The organism is Paracoccus sp. FO-3, from assembly GCF_006386455.1.
GTDB classification, from domain to species: domain Bacteria; phylum Pseudomonadota; class Alphaproteobacteria; order Rhodobacterales; family Rhodobacteraceae; genus Paracoccus; species Paracoccus versutus.
This window is the reverse complement of sequence record NZ_VCBQ01000037.1, coordinates 1-22135: the sequence shown is the minus strand read 5'-3', so window position 1 is coordinate 22135 and position 22135 is coordinate 1. Positions and strand designations below refer to the sequence as shown.

The window sequence follows — 22135 nt, the reverse complement described above, 5'->3', positions numbered from 1 at the left end:
CATGGCTGATCCTGAGATGACCGATCCGCAGAAGGGCGCCGAGCCAGAATACAAGGTCGAGCGACCCAAGCCGAAAATGACCCGGCAGCAGCGACTTGGCATGGGCGCACTCTTGGCCGGAGCCAGCCTTGCCGCGCTCTGGACGGTCTGGCCTTCCAGCCGCACAATCCCCGATGTGGAAACCTCCGCCGTAGAGGAATTCCAGGATCAGGCTGGTGGCTCGCCCTTCGGAGCGATTGAGCCCAAACCGGAAGCGAAACCCGCCGGAGATGGCTTTTCCGACATCGAAGGCGAACTGGCCTCACAGCGGGAAGACCTCGAAGCGCGGAACGCCACACTCCAGTCTGAGGTCGAACGGTTGCAGCGCGAGTTGGGTGATCTTGCCGACAGGGCCGATGCCGAGAAGGGCCAGACAGCCAAGGAACTGGCGCTTGCGCTCGAAGAGGCACAGTCCCAGAACCTTGCTCTCATGGAGGATATGCGGCGGCAGTTCGATCAGGAGATCGCCGTCCTGAAGGCAAGCGCCGACACCGCGGGTGCCGCCGATGCCGCGCGAGAAGCCGAACTGGCCGCCAAACGTGCCGAGCGCGAGGCGCAGCTTGCGGCGCGTGTGGCCTCGCCTTCGGTCGTGTTCGATGATGGTCAAAAGGGTGGGGCAGGGGATGTCGGTATGGGGATGCCCGAGGCCCCTGCCGAGGGCCGAGATGCGACAGGTCGGGATTTTGTGCAGTCGGGACGGGAAGCCACCGCCACCGAAGTGAGCCAGGTGATCGCCAATCCTTCGAACACCGTCCTTCAGGGTACGATGATCGAAGCGACCCTGGAGAATGCGGTCGACTCGAGCTTGCCTGGCCAGATCACAGCGATCGTGACCCGACCGGTTTGGTCCTTCGATCAGGCCCAGATCCTGATCCCCGCCGGCGCGCGCCTCTTCGGCGATTATTCTTCGGACGTGGCCATCGGCCAAGGTCGCATTCTTGTCGCCTGGACGCGGCTCGTCACCCCGGATGGGCAATCCGTGCAGATGGAGGCCTTCGGTGGCGACGCCCAAGGTCGTTCCGGCATCACCGGCAAGGTCAACACGCGCTTCGGCGCACGGTTCGGGTCGGCTGCGCTGATCTCTCTTCTCGGGGCCGCCCCAGCCGTTGCCGCCGCGAAATACACTGACGAGATCAGTTCCGACACGGCCGAGAGCATGGGCGAGGACCTGAGCGCTGCCACGGGCTCAGCGGTCGAGGCCTATACGAGCCTGCCGCAGATCATCACCGTCGCCCCCGGAGCCGCAATCACGGTCATGGTCGATCGCGACTTGGAAATCTGGTGATGGATGATCGGCCGAGCTTCCTCGGGTCCTACCTGACGCCAATTGCGCCGCTGTTCTTACGGGACGATCTGGTCGAGGTGGCGATCAACCCGGATGGAAAAGTCTGGATCGAGCGAAAGGGTGCAACCCACATGGAGCGGGTCTCGCATCTGTCCATCGATCGGGTCCTGTCTAACAACCTTGGGCAGGCAATAGCTTCTGCCGTTGGTGTGCAGTTCTCCGACAAGAAGCCGACCGTTTCGGGAAAGATCGTCTTGGGCGATATGGCGATCCGGGCGCAGGTTGTGGCGCCGCCCATAGTGGAAGGCGGGATGGCTATCACGTTCCGGCCATTCAAGGTTTCGGCCGATCAGCTGATCGAGCCGCGCCTCCTACACGGTGGTCTTGTCGATCTCGACGCCAAGCGTCGGGCAAGGGCAGGGGAGGCAATGAAGCTTGCTGAGGCGGGGCAGGTCGTCGAGGCCATGCGGCTTTGCGTCGAGGAGCGCATGAACATCCTGATCTCTGGCGGCACCTCGACCGGCAAGACGACATTTGCTCGGTCTTTGTTGTCGATGGTGGACCCGGGCGAGAGGATCCTGACCATCGAGGATGCCTATGAGCTGTTCCCCCGTCAGGAGAACGCGGTATCGCTTAAGGCTGATCGCAGTGCCCAAGGCGAACGGACGCCTGCGCGGCTACTGGAAGCCTCGCTTCGGATGCGTCCAGACCGGATCATTCTTGGTGAGTTGCGGGGTGAGGAAAGCCGGACCTTCCTGGAAGCGATCAACACCGGGCACGGTGGTTCGTTCACAACCATCCATGCCGACACCGCCCGGAAAGCCATAGATCGGTTGGCGATCATGGTCATGGCCGCCGGGCTGGGCATGGGGTTCGAGGAGGTGAAGCGGTACTGCGAGGGAAGTGTGGATCTGGTGGTGCAACTTTCGCGGCAGGCTGGGCGGCGTGGGGTGGCGGAGATACTGTGCCTGTGAGGGTCGCGAAGGGCGGTAAGCGGCCTGATGCAGGTGAGGCGTTTCAGTTGCAACATGCAACAATAGCAGATGCCCACGAGGCAGAGGCGATCTGCGACCGCTTCAATCAAGCCGCTGGGCGCAGCACGTTAAAACCGCGTCAAAAGCAGCAGCATGAGTTCGACGAAGAGCGCAAGCGGCGGCGTCAGCTTGAATTGGAAAGGCAGCGCGAACTGGGCCGGGATCTGGGCTGGGAGCTGTCGGCTGCAATGTCCGCCACCTCACGGGCGGCGGGCACGGCTTCATCCCGCACAGCACGAAAGCATCGCCACGTCCTTATCGAAGGTCTGAGCCGCGAGCCTCAGGCCTTCGACCGTGGTCAGATAAGGGAAAATGGTCTCCCCGAGTGCCTTGGTGGTCATCCCGAACTTCAGGGCCATGGCCAGCGTCTGGGCGCTGTCGGAACCTTCAGGCGCGGCGATCACACCGCCCAAAAGTCTATCGGTCTTTGCATCCGCCACCAGTTTGATGACACCGCGCGTGTCACGGGCCGCGAGCGCTCGAGGCACGTTGTCGAGCGTCAGAACGCTGGTTTTCACGTCATAGCCGGCTGCAACGGCCTGTTCCACAGTCAACCCTACGCCCGCCACCTGCGGATCAGTGAACACCACCCAAGGCATCGCTCTATTGTCATAGCACTCTGCACCGCCCATGGCATTCCTTGCGGCCAGCTTTGCTCCATAGGCGGCCATATAGACAAACTGGTCACGGTTGGTCACATCCCCTGCGGCATAAATGCCGGGGCGGGTGGTCTGCATGTCGTCGCCCACCACGATTGCCCCTCGCCGGTCGGTCTCGATCCCCATTTCGGAAAGCCCCAGGCCTTCGGTATTGGGGCTGCGTCCGGTGGTCAGCACCAGATGATCTGCTGTCAGTTCCAGTCGCTTGCCGCGTTCTTCGATGCACAGCACGGCGCGCTTGCCATCCCGATTGCAAGTATCATAGGTCACGCCGCAGTGCATTGTGATGCCTTCGCCCCGGAACACCTCTGTCAGAGCTTCCGACACTTCGGGTTCGGCCTGCGGCAGAAGGCGCGAGCGGCAGACCATGGTAACCTTGACGCCCATCCGCGCCATCATCTGTGCCAGTTCCGCACCGATATAGCCACCGCCAAGGAAGACTAGGCTTTCCGGCAGCGTTTCCAGCGCAAGAAGGGACGTGCTGTCCAGCGTGGGCACTTGCCTGATTCCCGGAATGGGCGGCAGGGCGGGGCGGCCACCCGTGGCTATGATGACTTTGGGCGCACGGATCAGGCGCGCGCCGACCTGCACGCCACCGGGGACAAGCCGGGCCGCCCCTTCGTCAATGTAGGTAATCCCCTCATAGCCGGGCAGCAGATCGGCATATTTCTTTTGACGCAGACTAGAAACCAAGGCGTCCTTCCCGGCCATCAGCGCCGCCCAATCATCGACCTGTGCAGCCCCGGATAGTCCCGGAAACCGTTTCGCCGCCTTCGCGCCGTGGATCGCTTCCGCCGCACGGATCAAGGCCTTTGACGGCACGCAGCCCACGTTCACACAGGTGCCGCCGATCAGCCCGTGTCCGATCAGCGCTACACGCTCGCCCGCCCCGGCCGCCGTGATCGAGGCGGAAAACCCCGCCGATCCCGCCCCGATTACAGCCATGTCGAAAGAATTTTGGTCTGGACGGGGAATGGTGCAGCAATCGTTCATGATTGTATTCCTTTAGGAGTTTCTGGGGTTCCGCTGGCGTCGCCAGAGGGCATAAATCGTAAGGCCGATGAAGACGGCGAGGGCAGGCAAGAGCACGACATCAAGCCAACCCAGCAGGGCTGACAGGCCGACAAAACCGAGGAGCACGGCCAGAACCGGCGTGAAGCAGCACAGCGCGGCGATGACGGTGCCGACAATGCCGGTGATCAGTAGACGGCGTTCGGATGGATCGCCGCTCATGGCCCGTGCTGCCTTTCCGAAACGCCCGGCTCGCAGCTTCCCAACTGCGCGCGCCGACGGCTGCGCCAAGTCAGTGCCGCAACGGCTGCCATCATGACTGCTACCAGGCCGCCAGCGCCGCTGATCCATCCGCCAACCGCACCGATGATCGCGGCCAGGGCGATGCCACCACCACCGCAACAGACAACCACCAGCGGGGCGGCGATCAGCGTCGCCAACACCCCGCCCTGAATGTCGTCGCGCATTGGCTTTAGCCCTTCACATTGGCCGGATAGCCCGCCTGTGCCGAGGCTTCCGCAATCGTTGCCGCATTGGTCAGGGCCGGATCGAAGATCACCATCGCGCTGCGGCTGTCAAAGTCCACCTCGACCGATTGCACCCCTTCGACCCCGCTCATCGCGGCCTTGACCGTCACCGGGCAGAGTCCGCAAGTCATGTCCGGCACATCGAAAGTGACCTCGGTCAGTGTGGATGCGGTCGCCGGAGCCGATTGGGCGAAGACGAATGACGCTGTGGCGGGCAGGCCGAGCATCGCCGCGCCGAGAGCCAGAATTGCAAAACGTTTCATAAGGTTTCCTTTTGGTTTCAGTAAAGCAGAGGTGCCCACCAGTTGAGCGTCACGGACAGCAGGACCAGCACTGTTGCCGCCCAAAGCACCGTTTTGGTGAGGCGCGACGATTGCGGGCGGGCGCAGTACGACCCCTCCACGCATACGGGTTTTGTCCAAAAATAAACGTGCCAGAACCCCAGCCCGATAAAGACAATGGCGATGCCCGAGGTCAGCGGCTTGTAGGGTTCAAGGGCTGTCAGATTTCCGATCCATGCACCGGATATTCCCAGCGTCACCAGCACCAGCGGCACGATGCAGCAGGCCGAGGCCAGAAACGCCCCCGCCAGCCCAAGTGTGGCAAACAGGCCCTTGTGATCGGCGCTTCGCGGCGCGGTTTCGGCATCGTGAATGTCACTCATCGCAGGGTTCCTTGTCATCCCGTTGCAACCTGCCTACGGTCTGTAGTGACTACAGGTGCAAGGGAAATCACCATGACTGTCGTTCACGAAGCTGCGACCCGCAAAGAAAGCCTCAAGGCAGGGGTATTGCGCCGGGCCGATCTGGCCCGCGCGACCGGCTGCAATCTGGAGACGATCCGCTATTACGAGACGGCGGGCATCCTGCCACCACCCGCCCGGACGGATGCAGGTCATCGGACCTATGAGGCCACGGATGTGCAGCGCCTGCGCTTCGTCATGCGCGCCCGCGAGCTGGGGTTTTCGCTAGACGACATTCGCGGATTGCTTGGCCTTGGCGATGGCGCGCTGCAGTCCTGCGCCGAGGTCAAAGAAAAAACCGAGGCACATCTGACGGATGTCAGGGCAAAGATCGCCGACCTGCAAAGGATCGAAGCTCTCCTGTCCCGCACCGCCGCGCTTTGCAGCGGCGGGGATCGTCCCGAATGCCCGGTGCTGGATATTCTCCGACATTAGCGGCCGTTTCGGTTGGGGACAGAGATGCCGAAGCTTTGTTCAAAGATCCCTTCGCGAAGATCACTTTGCAACGGCAGGTCTGCATAGACGTGCCGCTGCGGATCTTCTTGGTCCGGCTAGGTGATGCCCGCGCCATGTGGCGAAGAACTCCCGCTCACCACACCGTCGCTTTTGGTTCGACTAGGAATTGCTGCGGCAGGAAAGAATGACTGGTTAGGGGAATTCCGATAGAAGCACGTAAACAGGGTCGGCGGACCGAAATAGGCCGAAGTTTGCCTGTAGGAGCATGAGGTGAGGTTCAGCGACCAAGCATCGGTTAGACCCGAGTCGGCACTTTCCGTGTGTGCTTGGCGCTCTCCGCAATTGCCCGAAACACCCGCGCCGCCTCCCCGAAGACCTCGGCATCTGCCTGTCCGGCGGACGCAGCCAACCCCGACAGTTTTCCAACGGCGATTTGCCTGCCAACCGCTCCGCTTCCCGGTATACTCGGCAATCCCTTACCTTTCCGCGCTCGATCAATCGGGGCAAAGTGCCGATCCTCGAAGTACCGGATGTGCCGCGCCCGGATCGGATACTGTCCCTCGGGCAGCACCAGCACCTCATCCAGCGGAAACCGCAGCACCTCGTTCGCCGAGATCAACGGTCGCTCTTCTGAGCGCCTGCTGACATTCGCGCTGTCTTCAAGTGCACGCACCCGCGACTGGCTTTCGGTCACGGCCGTGATGGTGGATCTCCCCAACGCGTTCGACAGCACCTCGGCGGTCCGATCATCCTGGGGCGTCATGTATATCTGCACACCAGCCCCGCCCTGCAGGGACCTCCGCCCGGTTTCGCCATAGATGTCATCCAGACCGGGAATGGTCTGGGAGATGATAAAGAAACGGCCGCCGAAGCTGCGGATGGTCTTGATCGAGGAGAGGACAAGGGGCTGACGGCCGAGTTGGTCGAATTCGTCCATGAGGAACATTACCGCATGGGGCTCGTCCGGTCCCGGCTCGCGTCGCTGGAGGGAGGCGATGGCATCGGCAAAGAGCAAACGAACGAGGGGGGCCAAGGTTTTCAGGTGCTCGGGCTGGACGACGATGTAGAGGCTTTGGGGATCGCGGCGGAAGGTCGAGAAGTCGAAGTCGCTGGCGGAAGTCACCCGGTCCACCGCAGGGTCGTTCCAAAGTTCGAGACCGGATCCCTGGATGACGGACACATAGGCCCCGAGGGTTTTTTCCGGGACGTCGGCCATCTCGAGGAAGGTGCGGGAGACGATTGAGATGTTCGTGGTCTCGGCAATGGCCGTGTAGCTTTTCTTCTTGTCACCGCCCCCGGCCATGATCTCACCGGCAAAGCCCAGGGTCGGGCGGCGCTGTTCGATGGCATAGAGGCACGATGCGATGAACAGCCGTTTGCCGGCATTGAAGAAGCTCTGCGCACTTTCGCCTTCCGGGATGAGGAAAAGGTCAGCCATCGAGTTCAGCGCGGTGTACTGACGCTCGGCGGAGGGCAGAGCGGCGATCCGGGCAAGCGGATTGAACCGGTGCGATCCTCGGTCCTCGTCGAAGGGCGAGAAGTACCAGATGCCGTTCTTCAGGCCATGCTTGCGGTGGATCGAAGTCTTCGCGAAGTTCTCGCCCTTCACGTCGAGGATGATCGCCGAGCCTGAAAAGTGCAGGAGGTTCGGGATGACGAAGCCGACGCCTTTCCCGCGGCCCGTGGGCGCGATCATCATCGCGTGCGGGAAGCGGTCCGGCGGCGCCATCACAAAGGGCGCATCGGAATTCGGGAGGCCGAGCTTGCCGAAGAGGAAGCCGTTCTGATCGTGGGTTCCGACCATGCGGTTGCGCTTCAACTCGCGGCGTGACTGGAAATGCGCATCGTCATACTGGTTCAGCCGCCCGCGATGCACTCCGGCAAGTCCGACAAGCGTCAAGGCGACGGTCACGGCACCCGTGATGATCAGCGCGCCCTGCAGGACCGAAGGCCGCGCGGCGAGGTCGGCCCAGGCATAACGCAGGAACCAGGGGCCCATCGGGCTCAGGGTGTCGAGGCTCTCGCGAAAGGCGGTGATCACGTAGATCGTCGCCAGCATGCCGCCGATGTAGAGACCGATCAGCAGGCCAAGGAGCAGCGCCAGCGGATACCGCCAGGCGGTGTCGAGGTTCGAAAGCATGGGTCTGTCCTCAGAGTTCGTGGCCGGTGTCGCGTTCGGCGGTGCGGTCACGCTGCCCCAATTCGGCGGCGCGTTGCTGCGCCCGTGCCAGATCTGCCCATGGTCCGACCTCGCTGGATGCGCCAAGGTCACCTTCGTTCTTCAACTCATGTGCCACCGCAGCCCTGAGCGCCGGATCTCGGACCTGTTCGTTGAGCGGAGCGAGGTCCCCTGACCGAACGCGGTCCAGGTCCTCAGGCTTCAGGGTGTCATGCATCCGGTCGACTATGGCCTCGAGTGCGGGTACCTCTGACAGGCGTAAATGCCGATCGGCGGTAAGGAGCTGATCTTTTGCCAGAGCTTCGGTAAGGGCAGGGGTCAGATCGAGGCCCATGAGCGCGCCATCGATCTCCTGACCGATTGCACGCTCCGTCTCCATCCAGAACACCTTCTGCATCGTGTTCGGCTGGGCGTCGATCCAGCTTGCCCTCTGCCCTTCGCTGCGTTCCGCCAACGTGAACCGCGCAACCATTTCCTCGATGGACGTGCCTGCTATACGAAGTTCATCTTCCCGGATCGAGAAGAGCGCCGTCAGCCGTTCGCCGATCTCGTCGCGAACATGGGCAAGGGTCGCGCGTAGACCTTCATCGAGAGAAACGCCCTTGGTCTGGCCCTGCTCCAGCCGCGCAAGCGAGGCGAGGGTCGGGATGTAGTAGGGGTCGGTGCTCCGGTCGGCGACTTGCGCATGCTCCGCAAGGAGGATGCTGTCGGGCGCAAGTTTCAGGGAGGCGCGTGCCTGTTCGGCAAAGCTCCGTTCAAGATTGACCCGCTCGGCCGAGGGTTCCATGGCACGGATTGCCTCCCAAGCCTCCGTGGCCGAAGCGATCATCTCGCTGCGCGCAGCCTCAACCCGTGCGGCGGGATCGCCTTCGGCATGAAGCGAGTGATCGGGCATCAGGGGAACTCCTTGTCTGAGAGCGGCGGCAGAGGCGCCAAGCGCCCGGGCCAGCCGGGTAAGGTAGGAAGAGGTGGCCGTCTCGATGCCGGCTGCAGCGGCAAGACCGGCGAGGTCGCCAAGGGTCTTGTATTCACGGGCGAAGCCCTGCATCGCGGCGAGCCGTCGGCTCCGCTCCCCGTCAGACAGCGGCGGCGGGGGAGGTGGCGTGGCCTTCCCGCCCTCTCGCGATGCACGCAGCTCGGATTGGCGCGGCGGGTTCTCGACAATGCCGCGGGAAAGGCGCGACGAGGCGAGGATGTTCAGCCCATGCGACTGACTGATCTCGGCGTGAAGCTCGCGCATCACATCGAAGTTCAGCGCGGCATGACGACAGATCGATAGGAATCGGCCTTCCTCGATGCCATGCTTATCGACCACGAAATGCGCATGCAGATGGTCAGTGTCCTTGTGCAGGGCAGCAACGTATCGCCAGACATCCCCATACTCACCGGACCCGAACACAGCTTGCCCCCATTCCCGGGCGATGACCTCAGCACGTTCGGCGTCCACCCCCCGCGGAAAACTCAGGACGATGTGATCGGCATGCCCCCGACGCGGCGCACCTGTCCAGGTCGAAGACCAGATATCGGCCGTCCGCTCCGTTCGGGCAGGATCGAAATCACGCTCATAGCCCGCCAGGTTGCACCAAGTGCTCTGCACCCCCTCTTCCCGGGCCACATAGTCGAGAAGGCGCTTCAGCTCCTGTGGGGTGCGGGCGCTGCCGCCGGCGATGCGTTTGACGACCGACTGCCAGCCACGGGGCCCACCAGCGTTTCGCAGAAGCGCCCGGGTCTGGCGTTCCTTGCGCGTGCCGAGACGGGACGATGAGCCGTCGCCACCACCCCGCCCACGACGACGGTCGTCGAGAACATGACCGAGAACCAGATCCTCGACGGAAGGCGACCGGGTCATTTCGGCGCCTCGGCAGAAGTATCAGTGGCAAGAACGAAAGGAGAGGTTTGATCACCAAGTCCCTGCTTGGCCCTCAGCGCCGAGAGGAGGTGGACCACCTCTTCGACAAGGTCATCGACCCGCGCTCCGACCTTGCGCACCAGGGCGGCATCACGGGCATTCCAGGTCAGACGACCGACCGCCCCCAGTCGGGCGATCTGGTTGAGGTTGTTGCCGACAGCGGACAATTCCCGCCTGGCTGCAGCGATGGCATCAAGCTCGTCTGCCTGGATGGCCAGACGATCGCTTGCCTGTCTGACCAGATGCCTGACTGCCTCGGAAACCGTCAGACCGTTTGCTTCGGCAACCGCCTGAAAGGCTGCATGCTCGTCTTCCGTGATGCGGATGTTCAACTTTACCGAAAGCCGCCGCACCTCCTTCCGATCAAGGCTGCCCTTGATCCGTGACAGCGCCTGGCGGGAACGGCCCATCGACCTCGCCACGGCCGCGACGCTCTCGCCAGCGAGGAGCCGCGCCGTGATGGCTGCAGTCTCAGTTGAGGTCAGGCGTGAGCGTGGCATTGCATCATTAAATGTGTTTTGCAGTCATTGCGCATCATGTACCACACACCACCGTTCCTGCCAACCGTCCTCACCGGCCGGTTTCCGCTCCTCTGAAGAGGAGCCCGCGTGCGGAAACCGGACAGCCGGTGAGGACTCAATATGGCGTCAGGGGTCGGCGGCTTGCCCGCCGACTGCGTCCCTGCGCCCCGGCCGTCAGGCCTCCGTGCAACGCGAGACCAAAGTGGTCGAGCGCCTTGAAACCTTGGGCTTTGCAGAAGTGTGCGGTCCCTCCATGAGGGCTGTTGGGACGGGCACGACAGTCTGAAGGAAGGGCTGCCCGGGAAGAGAAGGGGGGCCGGGGAAGGGGCCTCAAGATGCTTCAAGGCCTGCCCATTGCGGAAGATGGCCGACGATGAATGGCTTTGGGCATGAAGCCACAGGCTGGATCGGCGTAGCGTCAACCCGTCACTAGGCGAACTGGCAAGCAGGCCGACAGGCAAGCAGGCAGATTGTCCGGCATGCATCCGGTTGGCGGGTCATATTCGGGATCGTCCCTAGACAGAGGCCTGATGTCACCCTGCCTTCGGATCAGCCGTGCGGACAGGTTCCAACGCAGGCATGCGGCCTGTCACCTATGCAGGCATGCAGACATGCAAACCGTCATACGGGCCGGAAGGCAGATAGCCTCGATTGCGGCTAGGCCGAAGGAGTGCTCGGACGCCGCGCCGCAGCATCACGGCTGCGGGAATCCTTAGGAAACATGAAGGCTTCGGCGGTGTGTTACAACTTCCAGCACATGCCATTTGACGTTTCTGCAACCTTATGCCTAAACGGCGCACCGCACGTCGGTCGGATTAGTGACGCCTTTACAACGGCTTCGCTGGATCTTGGCTTGCCCGCGGTGCACTGCCTTCCGCAGCGTCATGAAAGAACGCCGGGCGTCGGTGCAAGGTGTATCGAGTACCGTTTGTGGAGGCGTCATTTCATGCAAGTCATTACCATCGTGCAGACCAAGGGCGGCTCGGGCAAGACCACGACCGCCATGCTTCTCGCATCTGCAGCACTGAACCTCGGGCGCAGCGTCACCCTGATCGACGGTGATGTGAACGCTCAACTCGGCCGTTGGCGCGACAGTTTCGAACTGGCCACGTGGGAGAGTGCGCAAAAGCCCGACTGGCCGGAGAGCCTGGCGATCCTCTCGCCACCGGAAAGTGTTGAAGGGCTTCTGTCGCTCCTCGAGGCCGAGGAAGCGCGCGGCGTCGATCTCGTCGTGATCGACACCCGGCCTGGCACCCACACCGACACCGAGGACTTCTGCCTGATCTCCGATCTGGTGCTGATCCCAGCCCGCCCCGTCTACGCCGAATGGGAAATGACCCATCGCGCCGTCCTCTGGATGGACGACCTCCGCGCCTCGATTGCCGAGGGCGAGCGGTTCCCGGCGGTCCGGGTCCTCGTCATGGACGCGGGGCCGAAGATCATCGACGCCGCAACCCGGGAAGGGGGGATGGCTCAACTGCCAAAGCGCGACCAAGACGTGCTGCAAGAGATCCTGCGTCTCGACCATCTCGACGTGATCGTTCCGCATTCGAGAATCCTCGAACAACTGGGCTATCACGGCCCCCTTGGACCGGCGGCCCGCGCCAACGCCAAAGCACCCGGCGGTCGGCTGGTGGCGGATGCCATCACACGCCAGCTTGTAGTTGCGGAACTTGTCCTGACCGGGATCGACGAGGTGATCCCTGCATGAGCCGTTTCCGCCTTCCTGCACGTGTCGCACCCTCCCCGGCAGCGGAAGAACCAGGTCTGCAGAACTCCGCCGCACGGTTGCGGTCATCGCGCGAGGTGCAGTCGCGCATTCTTGCCGAACGGCGTGCGCCGGAGCAGGGAGGAAATGTCGAGTGCGGCAAGGCCCAGCTTCCCGACATGACGACGGAGCACTTGGCCGACCCGGAGTTTGCCGGGAAGAGGGAAGGGGAGAGTGGTCGGCCGCAGTCCCCCGCTTCGCCGCCCGAATGTGCTGCCAGTGGGTTGGCGAGGCCCCGGAAAGAGAAGCTGGTGGTCCTCTTTCGGCTGCCGCTGGCAATCGAGAAGCAGCTTGAGCAGATCCCTGGCGCGGGCGACGTGACCCCAGCCTACATGCTGCGCGCCTTTGCCAAGGAAGCCCGGGCCGAACTGCGGCGGCTCTTGGCGGAAGATGATCTTGCGCCGCATGTCGATGAGGCGAGGCGCATCTTTGCCATGGCAGCATCGGACATGGCGGTCGGCGAACCGATGACCGTCTACGCCCAAAGCTCCGCTATCCGGGCTATGCATGCGGCACTTGATGACCCTTGGCTGATCGAGGCCCGGGCGACGATCGTTGGTGCCTTCCTCGCCGCGATTGCGTCGCTGCTGATCGAGGCGCGACGCGTCAGATAGACCCGGACAATGCAACAGAATTCGATGAACTGCCTCCGGTTACTCGCAGGCAAGATCGGGCAGCGGCGCTGTCTCGAAGGTCAGACTGTCGGCGCTTGTAACGAGCGCGAACTCGCCGCCCGAGCGGAAGGTAGCCACCATTTTCGACCAGTCCGCTGCGTCAACCGATGCCTGTGCGGCGATGCCGTTGTTGACCGGCAGGCGGGCCTGTTCGCCCGACTTTGCGAGAACGACGACCATGTCCGGTGCGGCGTCTTTGACAAAGCGAACCACGAACGCGCCGTTGGGCGTTGGCCCAAAGACGCGATCCGGATCGCAGACAAGCCGCACCTCACCCGCTTCGCTGGTGAGCGCGTAGGTCGGCAGGCCACGTTCGACACCTATCGTCCAGGCGTCGAGCGCGTGGACGGGAACAGACATCGCCGCAAGCGCGGAAACAGCCAGAACGGGGGACAGAACATGCATCGACAGGAAAGCCTTTCGTGGTTCGCGTGGCGACAGCAAAGCACCACTTCTGATGTCGTTAGATATGTTCTGACAGAGTTCATGTCCATGACCGCTAGCCGTCAACGGATGACAGGAGGCCGGTATGGAAGAGGTCGCTAGAAGCAGCTCCAAAAGCCCGACCATCGATCGTCGCCTGTGGCGGATCGACCGCGGAGACCGGGAACTCGTTGCAGAACGGCACCGCACCGTGAATGGCCGGTTCAGGACCGTGTGGCTGGTCCCGGAAGAAAGCCTGCGTGGCGTCCTCTGGGTCGAGGTTGTCGAGGGAACACCGGGCGATCCGTCACCATGACCCATCAGCTTTCTGAATCGGACCGCCCGGATCGATTCAGAAATGCAATTAGACTTGGAGAGCAATAAGGCGGAGTCTGTGCAGAGGAGGACCGCCTTGGCTCTGGCACATCTGCACCGCATCGACCCTGAGCACAAGATGGCGCGATTCTACTGCATCGATGTTGCGGCGACGCTGTTCGGAGACGTCTCCGTCTTGCGGACCTGGGGCCGGATCGGAACGCACGGACGGACAAGACTCGAGACTTGCGCCACCGTGGAAGAAGCGGAGAGGGCGGCATCTCAAACTCTTCGACAGAAGATGCGGCGGGGCTATCTGCCTGCTGGCCAAATGCTGCCGCCAGACCTTGTGGTGTGAGATCTGTCAGGCCTTACGCTGAAGCCTGCCCTCCAGCTCGGCACCGGCCTCGATGGCGATCTGCTCATGGGTGACGTCGGCCTGCACGACCGCACTCGGTGCGAGCTGAACGTTTCGCGCTGAGACCCTGCCGGAAACCACCCCGAGCACGACGAGGTCGTGGGCGACCACGGAACCTTCAACACGACCTGAACCAGCCACGGTGATCTCCGGCGCCCGCAGTGAGCCAACGACATTGCCTTGGACCTCGATCGGTCCATTGGAGGTGGCATCACCTTCGACGACAAGGTCCTGCGCGAAGACGCTGCGGCGAGCGTTTGCGACGGCCGGGTCCGGCCAACGGTCGAGGTCGCCATTTGGGGTATTCATCTTGGTGCCGCCTTAGCTCAACGTCGTGCTGCATGACTGGACCAGAAGCGAAACGAAAGGGCAACACGCGGCGCCGTGATCGGCGAAGAAGCGCGGCAGCACTCGGCATTGCACAACTCGTCCGGCAAGGATCGTCTGCCGGTCGTCCCTCGTGAGCTATAGATTCTGCGTCTATCGCTCAGCCATGACATCCAGACCCTTGCCCGCTTCCAATTGTTGAAAACATTCAGCGGGAAGGCTATGGTGCTCCAATGGACTACCGACGGAGACGATGATGGGCGTACACAAACAGAGTGTCAGCTTCACGGATGCAGCTTTCAACTTCGCCCGAGAGCTGGTCGAGAGCGGCGAGTATCCGAACATAAGCGCTGCGGTCTCTGGCGAGATGGCACGCGCGCGGGCAGCGCGGGAGCGGGAGCGTCTTCTCTTTGAAGCCGAAGTCCAGCGGCGCCTCGCGCTTCCCCCTGATACCTGGGAACCCGTTCGAACGGGCGAAAGCATCACGTCAGGCGCGCGCGCGCATCTTGCTCGACTTGCAAAGGCTGCCGGTGGCACCACTGCCTGATGCGCATCGTTCGACATCCCTTGGTAGACCAAGACCTTGCCGCGTTGGTGGATCACATCGTCGACGTCACCGGCGGAGACTTCGACGCCGCCGGCAGGCGCCTTGATGAGGTCGACGACCTGATTGCCGACATCTCTGCCAACCCGATGTCAGGCGTTCGCTTGGCGCCACCGCTGGACGGATGGCTGGTCCGTCATGGTGGACGCGGCCATCGTCTAACCGTCGTGTTCCGCGCCGATCTCAACAAGAACTGCGTCTTCGTCGCACTCATTGCCTTCGGTGGGCAGGACTGGATGACCGAAGGCGAAGCGAGGAAGTCCTTCAGCGGATGACTGAGGTGCGCCGTGGCGAGAAGGGCGTGTGCGACAGTTCTACTTTGCGGCTACAAAGCTATGACGCATAATTTTGATTATGTAATTTCCATCGACGCGATGGGCGGGAAGCGGACCTGCGGCAGTGCGGCTTGGCTGATGCACAATCCACGTGAAGCGGCCGTTCGAACTCTTTGACGCATTGTTCAAAAGTGTTTCAAACACTTGCTCATTGCAGCTACTTCAATGCGGAGTTGATCGCTTGGATCAGCTTTACCCACTGTTTGCGCTCATCCGACGTCAAATCTTTGGCGGAATGGTCGCGTGACCAGCGAACGAAAGCTTTTGCGAGACGGTATTTCGAAAAATCCTTAATTTCGCTATTGAAGATGTTGACGAGTGGGCGGTCTTTCTGCTTCGCCGCAACGGCGGTGACATCCCAGCCGCAGTCCGACTTGGCGACGAAGATCAGCGTTTCACGGAGCATGTCTTCGATTTCGGCAGCGTTGACGGGACTGCCGAGGAAGTCCTTCGTCCGCAATATGCCCTTGTTGCCGAGCGTGTGGACAAGAGTGTCCTGCTTCGCTGCTTGGTCGCCTGCACTGTCGGAATCCAAGAGCGCCGCCACCTTTAATCCTTGGGCGTGAAGGATCGTAGCGAAATACACGACCTTGCTTGCGGTGTTGGACGGAACAAGGGCAATCTTCTCGTTAAGATTCACGTCGCCCGAGTCCCGCAGAAGTGCAGCAACGGCATCGACATACCAGTAATCCGTAAGTCCTTCGAGGACGAGATTCTGCTTCTGCGTGAAGAGGCTCTGGGCGAGGTCGTAGCCGAGGGCTTCCTGCAGCGGCAGTAGAGCCGCAGGATCGTTCGCGGTGACGGACGTGTGGACCTTGGTTCCCGTTTCCCTGTTCGCCATCTCGACGACGCGGACGAGATCAAGCTCGTCTGGGCCGACAAGGAACGGTGAATGGGTCGAATAGATCGTCTGGTTGTCGGCAGCGAGCCGCGAGATTGTTTTCCGGAATTCGCGCTGTTTCAGTGCGTGTAGGCTCATCCCTGGCTCATCGAGCAGGAGCACGGCGTTCTTATGGTCGCCCTCCGCTTCGGCGAAGAAGACCACGAAGAAGGACACAAGCCACTGAAACCCTTCGGAGCGCTGGTCAAGTTCAACTTCTACGCCGAGGTCGTCTTCAACCGTCACTTTGAGATATTGGCCGTCCGCGCGCAGCCGCAGCTTGGCGGCTTCACCCTTGCTTTCATCGGGATTCCAGACCGACCTGATTTCGCGCGTGAGGCTAACTTCAGCGGCGTTGAGCTGATATTGCCGCTTATCGAGCTTCTCCCGATAGGTTTCCATCGCATCAGGATTGTTGGCATCGGGATCGGGCGCGGTGCCCATTTCGGAAAGTTCGGCGGCAGTGAACCCGAGAAGGTTCAGGAGGCAAACATTTCCGTAGTCAAACCGCTCTTCGTCCAAAGTGCCGTTCGCGATCCTCGCCGCCAGTTGCTTGAGGTGGATCAGCGGACGGACGCGGAAATAGTTGCTGAACAGGACGAAAACCGGGACGCGCTCCCGAAGCGCCCTAACCGCGGCGTTACGGGCGTCCCCGATACTAATTGCGGCCTTGAGGCTGTCGTAGCGCGCTTCTTCTTTCTCATTGTCTTCATCAATGAGAGGCAGCGCCGCTTCAAGCCAGTCCGACAACGCCTTGGCTTTGTCTCCTTCGATTATGTTCCAAGCGTGCCAGCCCGCCGTCGTGGCCTTGAGCTTGTCGGACGGCTTGCTTTCTGCAGCGCCCTCGGCAGGCGAGTACCGACCGTCAACGTGAGCCGCCAGACGAAGCAAGTCCTTCTCGATGTCAGAGTATTTCGTCTTTGCAGGAACGCCGACCAATCGATGGCCTGTCGAATTGTCGAGGTTCCGCCACAGGACATAGCTCGCCGACTTCATACCCTCGGGGAGAAGCGCGCGATCGTCATCGTCCAACTCGAACTCGGCTTCGACAACCTTCGTTTCGGCGGGATCAACTTCGCCCGTTGTGATCTTGCTGTAGCGGGAGCGCGGATAGTCCCGCAGCGCACTGAGTGGCTTTACACCGCTGGGCGGGTTTAGGTGCTGGATCGCTTGCAAAAGCGCAGTTTTACCCGCTTCGTTGGGGCCTACCAGGATAGTTTTGTTCTTGTCGATTTCGAACTCTTCGCCGTCGATGATCGAGCGGTAATTTTTGACGTGGATTTTCTTAATTCGCATGCTTTCCTCCTACCTCGCCGCAACCGCCGCAATATGCCCCGCTAATGGGGTCACGAAGGTCTTGAGTGATTTAAGCTCGCTGAGATGTCTGTACGCGCCGTCCTGGCTGCTTCACGCGGTGACGCGAGAAAGGTGGCGCTTGAATAAAGTCCTTCCTGCACTCGGCGCTTGCACAGAATGTCGTAGCGCTGCGCGTAGATTGCGCCGCGCTCCTCTATCCCGCCTTCGATCCAATTTTTCCACGGCTTCGTTCACGGACAGATGCCGGGAAATGCAGTCTGGAGGGCGAGCATTGCGGTCAAGGGCGATTCCTCGTCGAATATTCAAGGAACATGCTGCCTTTATAGCACACATTGTGCAAGGCGTTCCAGAGTGCGCAAGATGTGGCCATATCTTATCGTGAGGGCATCCCGCTGGATGCTTGATGACCCGCGCTGCACCTACCTCATGCTCCGCTTTGTCCGGCGCAGCTACACCACAAATTACAATCTCGCTGCGCCACGTCCAAACGACAGCATTGGCGAATGCTGCAGGGCAGCGCGATTGGGGACCGCTCGGCAGCTCCGGGCCGTAAGCGGATACTGAGGGGGCTCACGCCCCCTTCTCGAACTTCAGCACGGGGATGCCGAGCTTCTTGGCCTTGTCGGCGAGGTTCTCCTGGATGCCATTGCCCGGGAAGACAAGGACGCCCACGGGCAGCACGTCCAGCATGGCGTCGTTGCGCTTGAAGGGGGCTGCCTTGGCGTGCTTGGTCCAGTCAGGCTTGAAAGCGACCTGCGTCACGCCCCGGGACTCGGCCCATTTGGCGGCGATGAGCTCTGCACCCTTGGGGCTTCCCCCGTGCAGGAGGACCATGTCGGGATACTTGGTCCGGACCTGATCGAGCTTGCCCCAGATCAGGCGGTGATCGTTGAAGTCGGCCCCGCCGGTGAGGGCGACCTTGGGACCTGCGGGCAGCATCACCTCGGTTTCCGCGCGGCGCTTGGCGGCCAGGAAGTCGCGGCTGTCGATCAGCGCGGCGGTCATGTGCTGGCGGTTCGCCATCGAGCCGGCACGGGGCCGCCAGGTCGATCCCGTGTGATGGACGAACTCCGTGGCAGCGTGATCGCGCATCATGTCCATGCAGTTGCGCCGTTCGATCAGCGTCAGGCCTTCGGCCGTCAGGCGCTCGAGCTCGGTGGATTTCACCTCGGAGCCGTCCTGCTCGCGCTGGAGGCGGCGCTGCGCCTGCTCGTTCTCATCGAGCGACCGCTCGATCCGGGCCGTGGCGCGGTGAAAGAGGTTGACCTGGCCCCAGAGCACCTCTTCGAGGTCGGGTTCCATACGGGTGTCTTCCAGGGTCGCGACGAGGGCATCGAAGATGTCGGCGACGGCGACCGCGAGGCGCTGCCCATCGGGCATCGGGCGGGGATCGGGCTCGTCAAAGGGGCGGTAGCCGTAGAGCTGCAGCTCATCGAGCGCATGGGCGGTCGGGGATGCGGTGTGGGCGGGTTCATACGCGTCGTCGTGGGTGTGGATCGTCATCTTCTTCTTGCCTCCGAGCCTGTCTGGTCCGCGCGTCATCCCGCGCGGCCTTCATGGGCTGCGAAAGCCGTGGGAGGGGACGCCCCTTCACCCCCTTTCGGGGCCGGAACGCATGTGGAGGAGGACGGGGGGCGGCTGATTTGTCTCGCGATGCAAAGGCGGCTCTGCCGCTGGCGGAAATCAGTCGCTCCCCGTCCTTGAAGGGGCGGCACCTTTGACGGCCGCCTGCCCATCTCTTGAAGGCCGCTCGGGGGACGGGTGGATGAGCTGCCCCGAGAAGAGGCAGGAGATGACGGGTCAAATCTGCGATGGTTCCGGTCCGCCCCTGTCCCGCTGTCCTGAACAGCCCCTTGCGCGGAGACGCTCAGCCTGTCAGGCGATGCCAATCCTCGGGCCCGATCTGCCCTGCCAGATGCTGGCGCAGCGCCTTCTTGCCGTTCGCTCGGAGATCATCGTTGAAATCCCCGAGCCGCGGCTCCACCACCCGAACGGCAATCCCGACCTCGGTTGCTCTGGCGCTCAACCTCTCTGCCGCGCGTTGCCCGGCGAGATCGCGGTCGATGGCAATGTAGAGGCGCTGCAAGCTCTCCGGCAGGAGGACGGCTCCCAGGTGACCTGATGAGAGCGCCGCCCAGACGGGAAGGCCGGGCACTGCCTCGACCAAGGACAGCATGGTCTCGATGCCTTCGCCGACAACGAGGATGTCGTCATGCGGGGTCAGCCTGACGGCATTGCCGAGGAGGTGACCCATGGCACGCCGCTGCGTCTCGACAGCCGCCTTTCCCTGACCGTCACGCGCCAACCACGTGCGATGCACGCCCTGCAGGGCCCCTGCCTCATCGGTGACCGCGGCGATCAACGCCAGTCTGGGGACGCTCCGGGTCTGACCCTCATCCCGATGCCAGCACTTCGGGTGGAAGCGCAGCGCACGCATCGTACCGCCTTGCGAGAGGCCCCGAGAACGGAGGTAGGTGTCGGCAAGCGTGCCGGCGACCGGCACCGCGGCTGCAAACAATCGCGCCGCCGCCGCTGGTGTGCCCCCGGGGGCTTTGGCCTTATTCGGCATTTGCGCATCCGGGAGGACCGGCTGCGGACGGCCAAGATGCGCACGGGCTTCAGCCAGAAGGTCGGGAAAGCGGGAGATCCCGGTCCTCTCGCGGATGATGTCGAGAAGATCGCCATGCTCGCCCGTGGCGCCGTCCGTGAACTTTCCCGCCGCACCAGGCCCTGACGCGGGACCGGTCAGCCGCACGAAGAGCGACCGGCCGGGATTGTTCTGCAGATCGCCCACGATCCAGTAGGACCCTTCCCGCCGCCCAGCGGGAAGGTAGGCGCGACACACGCCTTCGGCATTTTCTGCCAGAGCGCGGATCACATCGTCGGTCTCGGAATACATGGTTTAACAACCTCCGCGTGCATGTAGTCCCGTCACAGGACAACGTGCAAGCAGACGATCCAGCACGGCGATGCCGGTAGGATCGGTCGGACAGAAGAGCCGCAGCTTCCATCTGATGATCTCCGAGAAGAAGCCGTCAGCCTTCAGCCGGTCCTTCGCCGCTTCGGTGAAGCTGGAGAGTTCGATCCGGTTCACGCCCATGACGCGGGAGCGGTGCAATTCCATCCCTTCGGCCAGCCGCACCACGGTCTTGCCCTCGAGAACAAGGGCATGAACCTGCGCCGCCGTCAGCTTCGGCGCGTCGGTGGCCAGCGTGGTCGCGACCCAGGCGGGCGAGACCCGGCGGCCGATGATGCGCTGACCGTCATCGGTCTGCAGGCGGTAGACGCGGGTTTCGTCTTGGGGGAGCTGCTTCCAGATCGGCAGCAGCAGGCCCGCCACGATGTGCAGCGTGGATTCCGAGAACTCGGGCACTTCTGCCAGTTCCTCGGTCCAAGCGGCAGCGAAGGCCGCGTGGTCGGCTTCCAGCCAGTGAGTGTCGTCCATGATCTTGGCCGGAACCGTGCTGGCCTCCGTTGGCCGGATCAGCCGCAAGCGGGGCTCGATGGTGCCGTCATCCAACATCAGGCTGGTGGCAGGCACCTGCACCGCCGCCCGGCCCGAACGGCTGTTGACCAGCAGGCGTGCCTTCGGGTCATCGAGCCAGTCGAGCGCATCCGCAAGGGAAGTCGGCGTGTTGCGCCGCTTTTCCGCGATGGTGAGGAGCTGGGTTTCCGCGCCGGAGCCGGGATGTGTGTAGATCACCCGCGCATCCGTGACGCGGAAGCTCTCGGCGCGCAGCGTCTCGAGCCCGACGTCGTAGACCCCGGCGGCGATGGCGCCCTCGATCCGCTGGTCGAGCAATTGCTCGAAGGCCGAAAAGAGCACGGCCTGCATGTCGATCGTCAGCGCGAGCAGGCGATTGAGGAAGGTCGTGATCGGCGGCAGGTCGTCCTTCAGACCATTGTCATCGGTCAGGCTGAGACCGGTGGCATCCTCGAAGGCCCCGAGAGAACAGCCAGCCACATCGCCGCGATAGATGCGGCGGTAAAGCTGGCGCAGAGCGTCGCGGGCATAGGAGGACTCGAGATTGTCCTCGGGCCGGAACAGCCCCTGCCCGCCGGTCTGGCGTTGGCCACGCGTGATCGCCCCAAGTGTGTCGAGACGGCGGGCGATGGTCGACAGGAACCGCTTCTCTGCCTTCACATCCGTGGCCACCGGCCGGAAGAGCGGCGGCTGCGCCTGATTGGTGCGGTTGGTGCGGCCAAGACCCTGGATGGCGGCATCGGCCTTCCAGCCTGGTTCCAAGAGGTAGTGGACCCGCAGGCGCTGGTTCTTCGCTCCTAGATCGGCGTGATAGCTGCGCCCCGTGCCTCCGGCATCCGAGAAGATCAGGATACGCTTCTGATCATCCATGAAGCCGGCGGTCTCGGACAGGTTGGCCGAGCCAGCCCGAGATTCCACGACAAGCCGCGCGGTATGCCCTTCGCCTTTGCGCACGATGCGGCGCGAGCGGCCCGTGACCTCGGCCACGAGATCGGTGCCGAAGCGCTGGACGATCTGATCGAGCGCCCCGGGCACGGGCGGCAGCGAGGCCAGCTTCTCAATCAGCGCATCGCGCCTGCGGGCGGCCTCGCGACATTCGACCGGCTGGCCATCGCGCACCACAGGCCGCGACGACAGGTTGCCCTCGCTGTCGGTGAAGGGCTCGTAGAGCTGCACCGGGAAGGAATGGGCGAGGTAGTCGAGGACATAATATGCCGCGTCCGCGTTA

At 62.7% G+C, this 22135-nt stretch carries 24 protein-coding genes; 9 read left to right on the top strand and 15 right to left on the bottom strand.

Translation table 11 applies throughout. The annotated features are described in order from the left end of the window. Window position 1: 1 nt before the first annotated feature. Together FE811_RS12165 and FE811_RS12160 are read left to right on the top strand one after the other, a co-directional pair. A complete protein-coding gene (locus tag FE811_RS12165) occupies window positions 2-1324 on the top strand; it encodes a TrbI/VirB10 family protein (RefSeq protein WP_126976273.1) in 1323 nt (440 codons plus the stop codon). Continuing rightward, a complete protein-coding gene (locus FE811_RS12160) occupies window positions 1324-2298 on the top strand; it encodes an ATPase, T2SS/T4P/T4SS family (RefSeq protein WP_126976274.1) in 975 nt (324 codons plus the stop codon). Before FE811_RS12165 ends, FE811_RS12160 begins: the two co-directional genes overlap by 1 nt. Before the next feature lie 281 nt (window positions 2299-2579). Here FE811_RS12160 and merA read toward each other — a convergent pair whose 3' ends face one another. Genes merA through FE811_RS12135 form a run of 5 tightly spaced genes read right to left on the bottom strand, consistent with a single transcriptional unit; the run spans window position 2580 to window position 5219 of the window. After that, a complete protein-coding gene (gene merA, locus FE811_RS12155; protein WP_140847798.1) occupies window positions 2580-4010 on the bottom strand; it encodes a mercury(II) reductase in 1431 nt (476 codons plus the stop codon). A 12-nt stretch (window positions 4011-4022) separates the two neighbouring features. Next, window positions 4023-4250 (bottom strand): mercury resistance system transport protein MerF, encoded by a 228-nt coding sequence (gene merF / locus FE811_RS12150; protein ID WP_140847796.1) that lies wholly within the window; start codon window positions 4248-4250, stop codon window positions 4023-4025. Next, window positions 4247-4495, bottom strand: coding sequence for a hypothetical protein (locus FE811_RS12145; protein ID WP_126976277.1), 249 nt, complete (start codon window positions 4493-4495; stop codon window positions 4247-4249). The genes merF and FE811_RS12145 overlap by 4 nt, the downstream gene beginning before the upstream one ends. Window positions 4496-4500: 5 nt before the next feature. Then, window positions 4501-4818 carry a heavy-metal-associated domain-containing protein gene (locus FE811_RS12140; protein WP_126976278.1) on the bottom strand — a complete coding sequence of 106 codons (318 nt, stop codon included), beginning with the start codon at window positions 4816-4818 and terminating at the stop codon, window positions 4501-4503. A gap of 17 nt (window positions 4819-4835) precedes the next feature. Beyond that, entirely contained in the window at window positions 4836-5219 is a 384-nt protein-coding gene (locus FE811_RS12135) for a mercuric transporter MerT family protein (RefSeq protein WP_140847793.1), read from the bottom strand. Window positions 5220-5291: 72 nt separating this feature from the next. On the opposite strand from FE811_RS12135, the gene FE811_RS12130 reads away from it, so the two are divergent. Then, window positions 5292-5732, top strand: coding sequence for a helix-turn-helix domain-containing protein (locus FE811_RS12130; RefSeq protein ID WP_126976280.1), 441 nt, complete (start codon window positions 5292-5294; stop codon window positions 5730-5732). 316 nt (window positions 5733-6048) lie between these two features. On the opposite strand, the gene FE811_RS12125 is transcribed toward FE811_RS12130, so the two are convergent. Genes FE811_RS12125 through FE811_RS12115 form a run of 3 tightly spaced genes read right to left on the bottom strand, consistent with a single transcriptional unit; the run spans window position 6049 to window position 10251 of the window. Beyond that, window positions 6049-7893 carry a type IV secretory system conjugative DNA transfer family protein gene (locus tag FE811_RS12125; protein WP_140847790.1) on the bottom strand — a complete coding sequence of 615 codons (1845 nt, stop codon included), beginning with the start codon at window positions 7891-7893 and terminating at the stop codon, window positions 6049-6051. 10 nt (window positions 7894-7903) lie between these two features. Beyond that, window positions 7904-9781 carry a relaxase/mobilization nuclease domain-containing protein gene (locus FE811_RS12120; protein ID WP_140847788.1) on the bottom strand — a complete coding sequence of 626 codons (1878 nt, stop codon included), beginning with the start codon at window positions 9779-9781 and terminating at the stop codon, window positions 7904-7906. Then, window positions 9778-10251, bottom strand: a complete 474-nt coding sequence (locus FE811_RS12115; RefSeq protein ID WP_164738210.1) for a hypothetical protein — start codon at window positions 10249-10251, stop codon at window positions 9778-9780. Before FE811_RS12115 ends, FE811_RS12120 begins: the two co-directional genes overlap by 4 nt. 1057 nt (window positions 10252-11308) lie before the next feature. Here FE811_RS12115 and FE811_RS12110 point away from each other — a divergent pair. Together FE811_RS12110 and FE811_RS12105 are read left to right on the top strand one after the other, a co-directional pair. Continuing rightward, the gene (locus tag FE811_RS12110) at window positions 11309-12073 is read left to right on the top strand and encodes a ParA family protein (protein WP_161763816.1); all 765 of its coding nucleotides are present in this window, start codon (window positions 11309-11311) and stop codon (window positions 12071-12073) included. Continuing rightward, window positions 12070-12744: a hypothetical protein gene (locus tag FE811_RS12105; RefSeq protein WP_126976285.1), complete on the top strand. Its 675-nt coding sequence runs from the start codon at window positions 12070-12072 to the stop codon at window positions 12742-12744. Before FE811_RS12110 ends, FE811_RS12105 begins: the two co-directional genes overlap by 4 nt. Window positions 12745-12783: 39 nt before the next feature. Here the strand turns inward: FE811_RS12105 and FE811_RS12100 are convergent, their stop codons facing one another. Further along, the gene (locus FE811_RS12100; RefSeq protein ID WP_112312862.1) at window positions 12784-13209 is read right to left on the bottom strand and encodes a hypothetical protein; all 426 of its coding nucleotides are present in this window, start codon (window positions 13207-13209) and stop codon (window positions 12784-12786) included. A 124-nt stretch (window positions 13210-13333) separates the two neighbouring features. Here FE811_RS12100 and FE811_RS12095 point away from each other — a divergent pair, with 124 nt between their 5' ends. Together FE811_RS12095 and FE811_RS12090 are read left to right on the top strand one after the other, a co-directional pair. Further along, window positions 13334-13543, top strand: a complete 210-nt coding sequence (locus FE811_RS12095; RefSeq protein WP_126976287.1) for a hypothetical protein — start codon at window positions 13334-13336, stop codon at window positions 13541-13543. A 42-nt stretch (window positions 13544-13585) separates the two neighbouring features. Beyond that, window positions 13586-13900, top strand: coding sequence for a WGR domain-containing protein (locus FE811_RS12090; protein WP_112312860.1), 315 nt, complete (start codon window positions 13586-13588; stop codon window positions 13898-13900). Window positions 13901-13906: 6 nt separating this feature from the next. Here FE811_RS12090 and FE811_RS12085 read toward each other — a convergent pair whose 3' ends face one another. Further along, window positions 13907-14269 (bottom strand): polymer-forming cytoskeletal protein, encoded by a 363-nt coding sequence (locus FE811_RS12085; protein ID WP_112312858.1) that lies wholly within the window; start codon window positions 14267-14269, stop codon window positions 13907-13909. Window positions 14270-14540: 271 nt separating this feature from the next. On the opposite strand from FE811_RS12085, the gene FE811_RS12080 reads away from it, so the two are divergent. Both FE811_RS12080 and FE811_RS12075 read left to right on the top strand, forming a co-directional pair. Continuing rightward, window positions 14541-14834: a hypothetical protein gene (locus FE811_RS12080; RefSeq protein ID WP_255469725.1), complete on the top strand. Its 294-nt coding sequence runs from the start codon at window positions 14541-14543 to the stop codon at window positions 14832-14834. Further along, a complete protein-coding gene (locus FE811_RS12075) occupies window positions 14834-15166 on the top strand; it encodes a type II toxin-antitoxin system RelE/ParE family toxin (protein WP_140847785.1) in 333 nt (110 codons plus the stop codon). Before FE811_RS12080 ends, FE811_RS12075 begins: the two co-directional genes overlap by 1 nt. 217 nt (window positions 15167-15383) lie before the next feature. Here FE811_RS12075 and FE811_RS12070 read toward each other — a convergent pair whose 3' ends face one another. The 5 genes from FE811_RS12070 to FE811_RS12050 all read right to left on the bottom strand — a co-directional run. Beyond that, window positions 15384-17402, bottom strand: coding sequence for an AAA family ATPase (locus FE811_RS12070; protein WP_140847782.1), 2019 nt, complete (start codon window positions 17400-17402; stop codon window positions 15384-15386). A 50-nt stretch (window positions 17403-17452) separates the two neighbouring features. Further along, on the bottom strand, window positions 17453-17620 hold the full coding sequence (locus FE811_RS28725) for a PaeR7I family type II restriction endonuclease (protein WP_370362676.1): 168 nt from the start codon (window positions 17618-17620) through the stop codon (window positions 17453-17455). A gap of 373 nt (window positions 17621-17993) precedes the next feature. Next, a complete protein-coding gene (locus FE811_RS12060) occupies window positions 17994-18926 on the bottom strand; it encodes a DUF2493 domain-containing protein (RefSeq protein ID WP_140847779.1) in 933 nt (310 codons plus the stop codon). Between the two features lie 364 nt (window positions 18927-19290). Further along, a complete protein-coding gene (locus tag FE811_RS12055) occupies window positions 19291-20322 on the bottom strand; it encodes a toprim domain-containing protein (RefSeq protein WP_140847776.1) in 1032 nt (343 codons plus the stop codon). Window positions 20323-20325: 3 nt separating this feature from the next. Further along, on the bottom strand, window positions 20326-22135 hold a 1810-nt coding region (locus FE811_RS12050; protein ID WP_181180860.1), incomplete at its 5' end, for a strawberry notch C-terminal domain-containing protein.